The organism is Salinicoccus carnicancri Crm, from assembly GCF_000330705.1.
Classification (GTDB): Bacteria; Bacillota; Bacilli; order Staphylococcales; family Salinicoccaceae; genus Salinicoccus; species Salinicoccus carnicancri.
In genome coordinates, this window is record NZ_ANAM01000010.1 from 1 (window position 1) to 13,285 (window position 13,285).

At 45.8% G+C, this 13,285-nt stretch carries 12 protein-coding genes and 1 pseudogene; 2 read left to right on the forward strand and 11 right to left on the reverse strand.

Features of this window, described 5'->3' with window-relative positions; genetic code table 11:
- The 3 genes and pseudogenes from C792_RS0112445 to C792_RS0112455 all read right to left on the reverse strand — a co-directional run.
- Positions 1 to 258 (reverse strand): annotated as a pseudogene (locus C792_RS0112445) (2-keto-4-pentenoate hydratase); the annotation flags it as partial.
- Positions 259 to 269: 11 nt separating this feature from the next.
- On the reverse strand, positions 270 to 1,097 hold the full coding sequence (locus C792_RS0112450) for an FAD synthetase family protein (protein WP_040608908.1): 828 nt from the start codon (positions 1,095 to 1,097) through the stop codon (positions 270 to 272).
- Between the two features lie 41 nt (positions 1,098 to 1,138).
- Entirely contained in the window at positions 1,139 to 1,618 is a 480-nt protein-coding gene (locus C792_RS0112455) for a flavin reductase family protein (protein WP_026090353.1), read from the reverse strand.
- 348 nt (positions 1,619 to 1,966) lie between these two features.
- Here C792_RS0112455 and C792_RS0112460 point away from each other — a divergent pair, with 348 nt between their 5' ends.
- Complete coding sequence (locus C792_RS0112460; RefSeq protein ID WP_017549787.1) at positions 1,967 to 3,802, forward strand: XylR N-terminal domain-containing protein; 1,836 nt, start codon at positions 1,967 to 1,969, stop codon at positions 3,800 to 3,802.
- 64 nt (positions 3,803 to 3,866) lie between these two features.
- Here C792_RS0112460 and C792_RS0112465 read toward each other — a convergent pair whose 3' ends face one another.
- The 4 genes from C792_RS0112465 to C792_RS0112480 form a co-directional block, all read right to left on the reverse strand.
- Positions 3,867 to 4,679, reverse strand: coding sequence for an alpha/beta fold hydrolase (locus tag C792_RS0112465; protein ID WP_040608926.1), 813 nt, complete (start codon positions 4,677 to 4,679; stop codon positions 3,867 to 3,869).
- A gap of 78 nt (positions 4,680 to 4,757) precedes the next feature.
- Entirely contained in the window at positions 4,758 to 5,810 is a 1,053-nt protein-coding gene (locus C792_RS0112470) for a catechol 2,3-dioxygenase (protein WP_017549789.1), read from the reverse strand.
- A 67-nt stretch (positions 5,811 to 5,877) separates the two neighbouring features.
- Positions 5,878 to 7,083, reverse strand: coding sequence for an acyl-CoA dehydrogenase family protein (locus tag C792_RS0112475; protein ID WP_017549790.1), 1,206 nt, complete (start codon positions 7,081 to 7,083; stop codon positions 5,878 to 5,880).
- Positions 7,084 to 7,473: 390 nt separating this feature from the next.
- Entirely contained in the window at positions 7,474 to 8,346 is an 873-nt protein-coding gene (locus C792_RS0112480; protein ID WP_017549791.1) for a hypothetical protein, read from the reverse strand.
- Positions 8,347 to 8,564: 218 nt separating this feature from the next.
- Here C792_RS0112480 and C792_RS0112485 point away from each other — a divergent pair, with 218 nt between their 5' ends.
- Complete coding sequence (locus tag C792_RS0112485; protein WP_017549792.1) at positions 8,565 to 9,746, forward strand: hypothetical protein; 1,182 nt, start codon at positions 8,565 to 8,567, stop codon at positions 9,744 to 9,746.
- A gap of 381 nt (positions 9,747 to 10,127) precedes the next feature.
- Here C792_RS0112485 and C792_RS0112490 read toward each other — a convergent pair whose 3' ends face one another.
- The 4 genes from C792_RS0112490 to C792_RS0112505 are packed head-to-tail and all read right to left on the reverse strand — an operon-like array spanning position 10,128 to position 13,157.
- Positions 10,128 to 10,823 (reverse strand): amino acid ABC transporter permease, encoded by a 696-nt coding sequence (locus C792_RS0112490; protein WP_017549793.1) that lies wholly within the window; start codon positions 10,821 to 10,823, stop codon positions 10,128 to 10,130.
- Complete coding sequence (locus C792_RS0112495; RefSeq protein ID WP_017549794.1) at positions 10,816 to 11,538, reverse strand: amino acid ABC transporter permease; 723 nt, start codon at positions 11,536 to 11,538, stop codon at positions 10,816 to 10,818. The genes C792_RS0112490 and C792_RS0112495 overlap by 8 nt, the downstream gene beginning before the upstream one ends.
- Positions 11,539 to 11,571: 33 nt before the next feature.
- Positions 11,572 to 12,396, reverse strand: a complete 825-nt coding sequence (locus C792_RS0112500) for a transporter substrate-binding domain-containing protein (protein ID WP_017549795.1) — start codon at positions 12,394 to 12,396, stop codon at positions 11,572 to 11,574.
- A gap of 17 nt (positions 12,397 to 12,413) precedes the next feature.
- Positions 12,414 to 13,157: an amino acid ABC transporter ATP-binding protein gene (locus C792_RS0112505; RefSeq protein WP_026090354.1), complete on the reverse strand. Its 744-nt coding sequence runs from the start codon at positions 13,155 to 13,157 to the stop codon at positions 12,414 to 12,416.
- Positions 13,158 to 13,285: the final 128 nt, after the last annotated feature.

Genomic DNA, 13,285 nt, shown 5'->3' on the forward strand with positions numbered 1-13,285 from the left:
ATGGATCATATCATCAAATATATGCCCGTAATCGGGGCGGTCCACCCCCAGCATCTCCTGCATGGCTTTACTTGTAAGACCGATTTTTTTACCCTTCACGACAGCCCCGTCCGCAATACGCTTTTGTACATATTGGAGCTGTGCCCCGTAAGCCTCGTCCACAGAAATATCCGGAAAACATTCTGTGAATGGTTCAACAGGTTTCATATTTTTTTCAGCATCGTATATATAATCTCCAAGATCACAAGTAATGGTCATACATACCCCTCCTATTGTGCCACCATCTGATACAGGGTATAGGACGCTATCCTTCTCTCCCATGTAATGGCAATCTCAAACCTATTTATCTTATCCATCAGGCACTTTTGCGTAAACGAAATCTTCTGTGCATCGTTATCTACGTATATCTGCGCTTCATACCGTTTGAACCCCGCCTCAATCGTCACATTATATATTCCGTCCTGCGGAAGCATGTAGTAATCATTCAAAGACAGATAACCATCCGTCACACGGGCTTTTGTTGAATAATTCCTGCCCAGAAGCTCCCTCAACTCAGAAATTCTGCCTTCCAAAATCGCACTCCTGATACAGGTGGAACTTATCTTGCTGCCCATATGGGTCACTTTATCCACCTTTGTTGCTCCGATACTGAAACCTGAATCGGCCGCCAGCCTGTCCATGTTTCCCTCACCTTTGAACCCATAGGAGAAATCATAACCAGCCACCGCTTGGATGGTCCCGAGCTTTTCCAGGTACTCTTCTACATATTCATGAGGTTCCATGGAAGCGAATGCCTTCGTAAACTTTACGATATAGAAACGGTCGACACCCATCTTCTCAAGCACACGCGCCTTTTCCTCAAGCGGCATCAGATAGTCGACACGCTTTTTTCCATTTGAAATGACGGTCTTCGGATGCGGGAAGAAACTCATCACATCAAGTGAAGCATCATGTTTTTCTGCTTGCCGCTTTGCCTCTGCGATCACTTTCTGATGTCCCCGGTGCACCCCGTCAAAAAAACCGAGTGCCATCACGTTTTTACTGGATTTACGCTGCCATGCCTTCAAATTCATATCATCAACATAAATGATTTCCATCTGATCCGCCTCCCCTTTGAGGAATTCCTGCATATCCGGCGTTATTTCGCCACTGCTTCCAGCGCTTCGAGCCTTCTGTACTTGCCGCAGTTGAAGATGAGCGGCTCCCCCTCTTTCAGTACGAGATCGTTCACTTTGCCGATGAACAGCACATGATCCCCTTCCGTGTGCTCATTGTACACTTCGCATGACAGCTGGCACAGTGCATCTTTTATGACCGGCGCCTCACCCAGGCGGTCGAATTCAAATTGATCTTCAAACTCCTTCTGTCCGGCAAACCGCATGGATTCCTCCTGCTGCTCACAGGACAGGACGTTGACCGAGAACCTTCCGCTCTGACGGATCCTGTCCAGCATTTTCGCCTGGTCCCCGATTGAAATGACGATAAGCTTCGGGTCCAGTGACACCGACATGAATGCATTGGCAGTCATGCCATACACTTCACCTTCCACCTCTGCTGCGATAACGTTCACGCCTGTTGCGAATTTCCCCATTGCATTCCTGAACTGACGATCATCCATTATAATTTCCCCCTTACTATTGAGTGCCCGGTTTCCGGACGTCATATGAATCCATTCAGTTTCCGTGCTGCCAATCATGTAATCCAACACCATTATTCTGAATTTCCAGATAATTGTTTGCAAAAAATGCGCTGAACTCTTATAATGAAATCGCTGCCAAAATGAATGATGTTTAAGGTACTGTGACTGAAGCACTTCTGAATAGGTTAACTAAATGCTATCATCCGGCTGCGTTATTTATAACCTATGATAAATAGCAAATTATGATAATTATTAGTATGAAATATGCTATTTTTCCGAATTTTCGGATGATTCATGGACTATTTCAAACCTAAGGAGTGCATGGGGATGAGTATGATACCGAAGAAAAACAGATTACGCGATGTCTTTGAGATGCCGAAGGAACAGACAATGAAGATGTTCCACGACCGGATGGTCAGCATACCGGTCCCTGCCCTGTCAGATTTAAAGCGCGAATTGATTGCAAGTATAGGGGAAGAACGCTCCAAAGGGGTGTTCATAAGATATGGCTGGCATACCGATGTCAGCGAAGGAGAAAAAGTCAGGAATTTTGAATGGCAGGATGAAACCGAATTGGTTGAAGCCGGCCCTAAATTCCATGTGATGCATGGACACGTCGAAAAAGTCGTTATCGATGATATACAGTTTGATGATGAGGGCCACACCGATTTCATCAAGGCTCTATGGTACAGATCATACGAAGTGGAGAAGTATAAACAGAAAAACGTGGTTACGGATAAACCGGTCTGCCATACCTTATGTGGATATGCCAGTGGGTATCTTTCCACTGCCCTGCAGAGAACGATACTCGTAAAGGAGACCAAATGCGAAGCAATGGGCCATGACCATTGTGAAATCGTCTGTATGCCGCTTGAAAAATGGGGCGGGGAGGACAGGGATGAACACAAATATTACCAATCCTCCAGCATGATTGAAGAACTGGATGCAGTAACAGCAAAACTCAAGGAGGAAAGGGATTATCTGAACAAAGCGCATGATGTCCATAAGCAATTGATTGAGGAACTTCTGTCAAAACAGGAATTACAGAAGATCATTGATCTGCTGTATGACACTACCGGTCTCCCAACTTTCATCGAAAATGACAAGCACCGGATCATGGCACAGTCTGCAGAAGTGGAAATCGATTTCGATTTGAGCTCGTTCGACACTGAAACGACCTCCTTTTGCAAAATTTCCGAGGACACCGCCATGCTGAGAACGCCCATACTTTTCGAAAATAAAATAAAAGGCTACTGTTCGTTCATCTATAGAGGAAGCATGCAGCCAAATGATTTGGAGTTCATGGTCATCGATCAGGCTTCCCTGACAGCTTCAATCGTCCTCCTGAATGAAAATATCAAAATTCAGACATCACAGAATATCAGACGCGGATTCCTCAATGATATTCTGGATAACAGATTGGATAAGGAAGAACTATATAAAGTGGCAAGCTATCTTGAATTTGAACCGGAATCGGACTATTTGATGCTCACCTTTGAACGCGCCATCGATGAGGATGAATTGAGTTATGAAGTGGAGCTGAATGAAAAATTCCTGCGCTTCATCAATTTTTTCCTGCAGGAACGCAGGATCAATGGATTTGCTTCACAAAAGTCAGGACAGATCATTACAGTCATCGATCACTCAAGCCTCAAAGCCGTCTATCCCGATCAACGGGCATTTATCGAAAAGATTTTGAAAGACTGCAGTTCCCGCCTCAATAATCATACGTTTTTCGTCGGAGTAAGCTCTGTTTCAGACACAATCAATGAACTGCCCAATCTTTACAGAGAGACTTTGACTGCTTTAAACGTCAAAAGCGATGAGAAACACATATTATATTATAATGACCTTGGAGTGGAGAGCATCCTTTTCCAAATATCGGACAATCAGATACTGGACCGGTTTGTAGAGAACCAGCTCGGGGAGCTCCTTCAGGACGATAAAAGCCAGGAACTGATATCGACATTGAAAGATTATATTGAAAACGGCATGAATATCAATGCAACGGCAAAGGCGATTTCAATGTCGATCAGTGGTCTGAGATACAGGCTGACCAAAGTCAGTGACCTCCTTGGAGTCGAACTCGACGATACCAAGAGCCTGTTCTCGGTCTACATGGCTTTGAATGTTCTGAAAGCAAAGGGCAGGCATGATCTATAATCCACAATGCAAAAGATGATCATTTTCAAATTGAAAATGATCATCTTTTATATGCTGTATTTTATTATTCGATAAATGCAAGGATATGGTCGATGAACGGGTTTGTCTTTTCGATCTGTGTCCAATGTCCGCATTCATTGAACAGGTGCAGTTCGGCATGAGGTAAAAGCTGCATCAGCTTGTAGCTCGTCTCTTCAAATGGAATGACCTGATCCTCCAGACCATGGAAGAGCAGTGTTTCCGTTTCGATGTTCTTGAGTGTTTCATCCGGCAGTGCCAGCTCATCGAGACGCTTCTGACGGTTATCATAGAACATTGCACGGAATGCCTCTTCTGATTCAGTTTCTGTGCTTGCTTCATAACGCAGCCTGACCAGTTCTTCATTCTTCGCTGCCCCTTCATCATGTGAGAAGAGCTGAATCAGTTCCCTCATGTTTTCAATGCCCGGATCATACCCCCACACTCTGTCAAGTCCATATGAAAGCTTATGCTCAACACCAACGGTTCCCATGAGTATCAGTTTGTTGACGAGATCAGGTCTCCTGTGGGCGATATGGAGCGCCATTGCTCCGCCGAATGAATTTCCGACGAGATATACGGGGCCGTCTGAGACTTCCTCGATGAAGCCGATCAGATGATCGACCCATTTATCCAGGGTGTACTCCTCTTTGCCGACCTTATCTGTTTTTCCGAAGCCGACGACGTCCGGCGCGAAAACATGCAATGATTCACTCAGGCGCGGAATTACCAGACGCCAGTTGGCGTAAGCGGAGACTCCCGGACCGGAACCATGAATCAGAATCATGGTTTCCTTGCCGGAGCCCGCCTCAAGATAATTGGTCCCGATGCCATTGACTTTCATGCTTTTTTCAATCATTTCTTTGTTATCAGTTGCTGTCAAGTGAAGTCCTCCTTCTATTCTTCTTGCGGTATCCCATTCTAAAAGAGGGCGATTTTATGCTTCCGTCTTTGCTTCCTTTACATTTTCAGCCCTGACTTCTTCCGTCTCTTCTTCAATCGGAGCCTGTTCCGCAATTTGCGGCACCTGTTCTTCACGGACAGGTGTACCATACTTGAAGAAGTCAGCCGGCAGTTCCTCGCCATGCCAGATGATCGCCTGCTGGATATCTTCGCCTTTCCACTCGACAGTTCTCCAGTCCGGATCAAAGATAAGATATCCTGCATCTCCGAACAGTTCCACACGGTTGCCGCCCGGTTCGAATACATACAGGCACGAAGCCTGAGAAACACCATGCTTCAATGGCCCCGCCTCGATTTCGTATCCACCTTCGACGAGCAGATCCGCTACATCCGTCAGGTGTTGCGGGTAGCCATACCAGTAGCAGATATGGTGCAGACGGCCTTTTTCACCAAGTGCATCACCCATTATTGCAATATCGTGCGCCAGATTGCTCACACTTGTCCATACAGCGATATCATCGTTATCATCATCCAGTATACGCTCACGGACATTGAAACCGAGGTTGTCATCCAGGAACTCAGCATTCTTCCTCACATTACTGGCAAGCAGGTTGACGTGATCCAGGCGCCTTACCGGCACACCCTTATTCGGACGCTTTTGTGGACGGTTCAGAAGAGCAGTTTTCTGGTCTTCCGGCGCCTGGTAATATTCAACTTCATAGAATACCTCCATATTATGGCCATCCGGTGTACGGAATCGGTATGCAGGACCATGGCCCACATCACCGTCGATCCAGCCGATGCCAAAACCATTCTTTTCAAGCTCGGACGCCCGGCGTTTCAGGGCATTTTGGGATGTGGCCCTGAGACCGATATGCGCAACCCCGGCTTCATGATGGTCTGTGATAATCAGTGTATTATGATAGTGGTCTTCATACGCGCGCATGTATACAGACTTCCCTTTGCGCTCAACTTCCGACATTCCCAGAATCTCTTTGAAGAATTCAACGGATTCCTCAAGTTTCGGGCTATAGATCTCAAGGTGCGCAAGCTGTCCTACATCGAATAGCGGTTCTTCTCTTTTCATTTTGTTTTCCCCCAATTGTTTATATGATTTGGTCTATATTTTTGACTATCTTCCCAAACGGTGTATCCTACCACATTGGGTGGCCGTCGAATCCAAGTATGGATTTTCCATAACCGACCATCGCATCTTCATACAGATGTGTCGGATGGGCTGAAACTGCAATCAGGTCACGCACGAACCTTTCGGACTGTCCTTCCCTGTACAGTGCATTACCGCCGAGGTTGATGATGATGCGTGTCGCAAGTTCTGCTGAATTCTTTGCAACATAACCCCGCATTGCGAAAAGTTTTTCACGCTCTTCCTCTTCCAGCACCCTCACACCGTTATCAGCATACCCCTGCAGTTTCTCTAGAATCTGATCAGCAACATTCTTCAATGCATTGTATTCCATTGTGATTTCCCCCAGTGTACGCTGGCCGCTGCTGCCGTCCTTTTCGTTCTTCTTGTTGTTGTAGATCCTCACACGACTTTTCGTCTTTTCCGTATAGTCGTCGACCAGCCGGTTCAGACCACCAATCGCAATCTGTGCGAATCCGGAGAGGAAGTATGCAAGGTAAGGAACATTGAACAGCAGATAATCCTCTTCATAATTGCCGTCCGGCGCCGCATCACCCTGTACCACCCTGCTGATCGGGAATACATATTTCGTCGGCACATAGACCCTGTCCAGTTTAACCGCGTTACTGCCTGTACCCCTCAGCCCCATCGTGTCCCAGTTTTTGATGATTTCCGCATCATCCTTATGAACAATGAACAGGCTCAGTTCAGGCTCTTCCCCATCGCGCATCTTATGGATGGCACCGAGGGCAATCCAGTCACACCAAAGGACCCCGCTGCAGAAGTTCCAGGTACCGCTGACGATGTATCCATCATCGTCATCTGCATCTTCCACTTCACCGACCGGCGCAAAGACATCCGCCATCAGTTCACCGTCTCCGAAAAGATCTTCACGGCCTTCTTTTGGCAGGAATGCCGGCCACGTCTCATGAATTATTCCAAAATAAGTGATCCAGGCTGCAGGTACGCTGTGATATGCAACAGTCCGAATGATATCCCCGAAAGTTTTGAAGTCAAGATCCTGACCTCCGAATGCTTTAGGTCTGTGCAGTTTATGGAATTCAGCCGCTTTCATCTTTTCAATCACTTCATCCGGCAATTTCCCATCCTTGTCCGCCTGCAATGAGTGCTTTTCTGCGAGTTCCCCAAGCTCCTTCGCCCTTCTTAACAACTCTTCACGTTCTACTGGTTTTTGAAGCACATCCGTTTCTTTCATGACTTACGATTCCCCTTTCCATATCTGTAAGCGCTATCAAATGACTTCGATTGATTTGATAGGTTATGAATACAGTATATTCAGCAGCGCAGAACTTTGATACCTATAAATTATATGAAAATTCTTTCTTTTTTAAGATGATATATACTAAAACGCTTTCAAATGATGGTTGGAAACTCATCCACTATTATTATACGCAGCACATTCACAGGTGGTTGCGGGCATGGTACCTCAGCACCGGGACCTGATTACATCAACAGGATGCCTGCAGCTAGCAGATTTTCCAGCGGGAAATCAATGAATATTTGAAGAAACACTGATATAAAAAAGGTGTGCAGAGCATTCTGCACACCTTTTCAGGCTTCACCCATATACTTTGAAAGTTCAACTTTACTGCAACTCGAAATCATCCACCACAATCGCAGGCACTGTTATTTGGCCTCCCAGCGTAGATTCATAATCAAGCAAACCGAACGAGACACCCATTACTGTTATATAGTCATCTTCCAGTATACGACCATCTTCCATTAAATCCTTGGCTACCTCAATATATATAACTTTATTATAGTCATCATTCACAGCAAGCCGCATTTGACTGTAATCATCACCGTCCATAACCTGTATGATTTTACCGCTGAATTTGACTTTTTCCCCTGTGAATTCATCTGGATTTCTGGCCAGATCTTCATAGGAAATCCCCGTTTCGTAGCCCTGTTCCAGTTTTTCTTTTTCTTCTTTTTCTTTCTGCTTTGCAGCCTCTTCCTCTGCTTTCTTACGTTCAGCTTCCTCCTGCGCCTTTTTCTCCTCTTCGGCTTTTTCTTCCTTTTCTTTCTGCTTTGCAGCCTCTTCCTCTGCCTTCTTACGTTCAGCTTCCTCCTGCGCCTTTTTCTCCTCTTCGGCTTTTTCTCTTTCTTCTTTTTCCAGCTGAGCTTCATGTTCTCTGTTCTCAGCTTCCGCTTCTTCCATATCTTCATAAGGTTTCATTTCTTCTTTATAAGATTCAAAAGCCTCTTCCACTTCCTGCAGTTCCTGCTGTACATTTTCCAATTCGGTTTTGTTAGTTTCAAGTTCCTCTTTAATTTTTCCATTTTCCGACTCTAAACTGTAGGTTTCACTTTTGGCAGTTGCCAATTGGTTTGAATTTGAAATATTAAACAACAGGCTGACAATTAGAATTATCATAAATATGCCTGATGTAATAACTGCTATTCTTCCCCATCTGCTTTTCCAAAAGCGGATTATGGCACCCAATTTTTCTTTCATGAAACAACCCTCTCTAATATATTTTAGTAACCTATGTACTTTTATGTAATTATACCATATATTGTTAAATTAACCAGTACAACTTTTCTAATGAAATTTCTGTTAAGCGGCATCAGTTAGTTTTTTCATATTCTAAAATTATTGAAGAGAATGCATGACAATGAGGGTAACAGGTTATAGAGGGGAGTACATCATATTTTTCACAGGGAGGGCTCAACATGACTGCCAGAACGCTTGGCCTTATTACAGCGCCAGGATACGCAGAGGAAATCATAGAAAAACTCAAGCAAGAACTCCCTGAGCTCATGGATTATTATATCCATGAACATATTGACTGGGATATCGAATATTATGTGGACAGTCTTACAGGAGCTACGAACCGTTCAGACAAAGCGTTGAAATGGACGCATGATAAAAAGACGGAGAAAGGGTGGGACTATGCCATCGCTCTGACCGATCTTCCCCTATTCCACAATAGAAAACCAGTCACTGCCGAGGTAAGGAGCGAGGATAATGTTGCATTCATCAGTCTGCCCGGGTTTGGGCTGGCGCCAATGTACAAGCGGGTGCGTGAATCCATACTGCAGCTGATGAACGAGATGTATTTCGGGAGCTCAGAAACAGACCGTGAGGAAGCGGAAGAGAAAATACGCTCGAAAGAGGATCGGTATGACAGGCTGAAAAACAAGAACTCCAGACGTCTCATCGGCAAAAGACCCTTTGAAATACTTTTCCCGCTGAGCCGTGAAACTCCTGAGGACCGGGATACAGAGCTCCACGCGCGCTTCACCGTGAAGTCACACATCAGCGGGTACATCCGGATCATTTCCGGAATGGTCAATGCGAATCGTCCATTGAAGCTTTTCAGGGCGTTTCTTAAAATCATCATCATCGCCTTCACCACCGGCTCATATGCTCTTGTGTTCCCCACACTCTGGGAAATCAGTACCAACTACAGCATCGGCCGTGCTGCGCTGATGACAATGGTTTCTATTACGGCCCTTGTTGCCTGGATCATCATTTCCAACAACCTCTGGGAAAAGAGTATGGATGAAGATCAGCCGTTCATCCGCAGACTGTATAACACAGCGACATTTTCCACACTGCTTCTGACGGTACTGATGTACTATGTGCTGCTCTTCATCATGTTTACAACAATCGCACTATTGCTCATACCTCCCACCCAGGTAGCGTCAAATATATCCGGGCAGTCCGCACATCTCACCGATTACCTCTTCACCACTTGGATAGGAACAAGCCTCTCCATCATAATCGGTGCCCTCGGTACTGCATTTGATAAAGAAGACATCCTGCTAAACAGCACATATGGCTATCGGCAGCAGCAGCGCAGGGAAACGATACGCCAGATCGAGCGGGAAGCGGAATCGGATGATGGGTGAAAAGAGTGAAGAAATTAACGTAACTGTAAATATGTAATTGGAGTGGGCTATATCTGGCGGCACTTATTATGAAAAGAGTAATTAAAATCCAGGGGAAGTACCAAAGCAATCTCATGGCACCTCCATTTCATACAATTTAAAGACGAACTTTGGGATGCTGAAGATGTTCGGCACCCTTGTTCTTTAACCATCAACTATCGATGTTTTACAGATTAGTGTTCAAACACTGTTCCAGCGGAATGTTACTGTGAAATCATACGGAAAACTCAATAGGGACGAGTTGGTATCAGCTGAAGATGTTTATAATTCAATTATTATTACACGGCTTCCAAAAGACACGAAAAAACCCGGGATCAAGTCCCGGGTTTTCCAATCATGTTCCTACACATATCCTCTTCTCATTCTGTTCTCCACTTTGTTCATCAGATAAGTCAGCAGTCCGCAGATTGCCCAGTACACGAGTGCGGCGGCGACAAAGGCTTCCAGATAGCTGAATGTCTGCGCCCCGACGAGCCTTGCCTGGGCGAAGATGTCGACCACGGTCACCAGGAATGCAAGTGACAATGCTTTGATGATGATCAGAAATGCGTTCATGGTGTCGGGCAAGGCCTCTGTCATCACCTGCGGCACGATGACTTTCCTCAAGGTCTGTGTCGTACTGTATCCGAGCGACTGTGCCGCTTCTATCTGGTCTTTATCCAGCGAGTGCAGGGCACCTCTGATAATCTCCGATTGGAATACTGAATAGCAGATGCTGAAGGTCACGATGACGACAGCGGCGGAGTTCAGAGATGCCGGGTCGAAAGGCACTCCGAATAAAGACAGGAAATATGAAATGGCAAGCGGCAGCGAATAATACACCAGATATAGAAGCACCACATTCGGCGTTCCTCTCAGGAATGACTGCAGCACATCGAGGATCTGTTTGATGACAGGGATGTTCAGGCTCTGGATATAAGTGAGTACAGCACCCAGCATGAATGACAATAGGAGAATGATCAATGCCAGAAGCAGTGTTTTGGGTACGACCCTGATGATTTCAATCAGACTTTCAAAGACTGTCATGATATCAAACATTGTATCCTGCCTCCCTCGTCATATCATAACCTGTCCTTCTGAGCACTCGCCTCTTCCTTCTTTCCAAATATCTGATGAGCTGCTCTGATGCGAATGATATGCCCCAATAGACGAATGCCACTGTCAGAAAGACCTCCACCTGCTGCATGCCGAATGACCCGGAACTGATGATAGTTGCAAGTCCCATGATGTCCACGACACCGATGGCGAACACAAGGGAACTGTCATGGATCAGATGGATGAGTGCGTTACCCAGACCCGGCAGAGCAATGGGCGTCATCTGCGGAAGGATTATTCTCGTGAATTTCTGAAGTCCATTGTATCCAAGGCTGTCCGCCGCTTCATGCTGACCTTTTTCTATTGCCATGTATGCCGGCCTGATCACTTCCGACATATATGCGCCGTTATATATTATCAGGCAGACGATTGCAGCCGTCACCGCACTTATATTGCTTACATTGAATCCAAGCATCTGGAGGAACACCGGAATCCCGAAAAAGAACAGGAACAGCTGCAGCAGAATGGGGATGCTTCTTGTAAACGATATATACAGGTCGGTCATGAAATTAAGCACGGGCACTTTCTTTATCCTCACTGCCGCCACAAATATGCTCAATAAAAATCCGGCAACTGCTGAGACCACTACGATGAGCAGTGTCACCGGGATGACCGATAGAAATTCCGGCAGGATTCCGATCATATATTGAAGATCCACTATTCACCCTCCTATCCATGCGCCGTCCATAAATTATTCGTACTGGAAGATGTCCTCTCCGTAAAACTCATTGGAAATATCGGACAATATCCCATCACCTTTCAGTTCCGCCAGAGCTTCCCCGACCTGTTCGTTCAGTTCGGCATTTTCATCGGAATCGTGAATCATGAAATAGGTCGGATTCACTTCAACGGGTTCGGTTATATGTATGTCCAGTCCACCCTCCTCGATAATTTCACCCTGCCCGAGGTTGGAAGGATTGACGAATGCATCATATGTACCCGTATCGACTTCCTTCAGCCGGTCGGAAGTCGGAATGCCGCCGTCGGACGTTTCGAAATCAATCTGATTATCCGGATGCGCCTCGTTGTAGGCTGTCAACAAGTTGAAGACCCCTCCCGTCGGTGTCACAGGTGCCACTTTTTTCCCTGCAAGATCATCAAGTGTTTCAATCTCACCGTCCATGTTACCGGTCGCATAGATTTTCATAAGGCTGAAGCCGTTATGTTCAGATGGAATCAGATAACTGTCTTCACGCTCTTCAGACAGGATCAGCCCCTGTGCAATCATGTCATATTGCCCGGTATCCAGACCGATTTCTGCTGCACTGTCACTCGTGCCCTGTATATTGAATTCATAGTCTTCCAGCTTCTCGTCGACTTCTTTTAAGATTTCAACTTCATAGCCGGTCAGTTCACCGTCTTCACCCGTATAGCTGAGTGGTTTCGATGACGAAGGCACAGCCACTTCCACTGTTCTTGTTCCATTTTCGTCGGCTGTGGCATTTTCTTCAGCCCCACTGCCGCAGCCGGCAAGAGCGGCTCCTGCGAATACTGTAAACAATAATAATTTTTTCATCATCTATTCTCCCGTCCTTAATGAACTGCTGTATAGAATTTATTCAAAAACTGCTGTGTCCTGGTGTTAGTCGATTGACTGAAGATTTCTTCCGGGGTGCCCGATTCAGCAATCCGGCCCTTATCCATGAACACAATCTTGTCTGATATATCCCGTGCAAACGACATTTCATGCGTCACCAGCATTATGGTCATGCCTGATTTCGCCACTTCCTCGATGGATTTCAACACTTCGCCGACCAGTTCAGGGTCCAGCGCTGAAGTCGGTTCATCAAAAAGTATGACTTCAGGTTCCACTGCAAGCGCCCTGGCAATGCTGACACGCTGCTGCTGTCCACCGGACAGCTGGCTGGGATACGCATCCACTTTTGCTTCGAGTCCCACCCTCTTCAATTCTTGCATGCTTTTTTCATAGGCTTCCTTCCTGGATTTTTTCTGCACAACCATCTGGGCATCCATCACGTTTTCAATCGCCGTCTTATTTTTAAAAAGGTTGTATTGCTGGAATACCATCGCTGTTTTCCTTCTGAGGTTCAGCGCCTCCTTTTTACTGATCCTGCTGTAATCATAGTCCAGGCCACCAAGGGAGATAAATCCGCTGTCCGGCCTTTCAAGAAGGTTGATGCACCGGAGCAGACTCGTTTTCCCTGTGCCGCTGGGGCCGATCAGTGTAACGACTTCACCCTTTTTCACATCAAGATTGATATCATCCAGTACCTGACTGCCATCAAATGACAATTTCAGATTTCTTAAACTAAGCATAATGTCACCCGCTGTATATGTATTCTGAACAATTTAAATATACGCTTCATTATAAACGCTATAACCTACTTGTCAAGTAGGGATTGATCAAGCCCCGTCTATTGAAATCATATGTCGAATAATGTAAT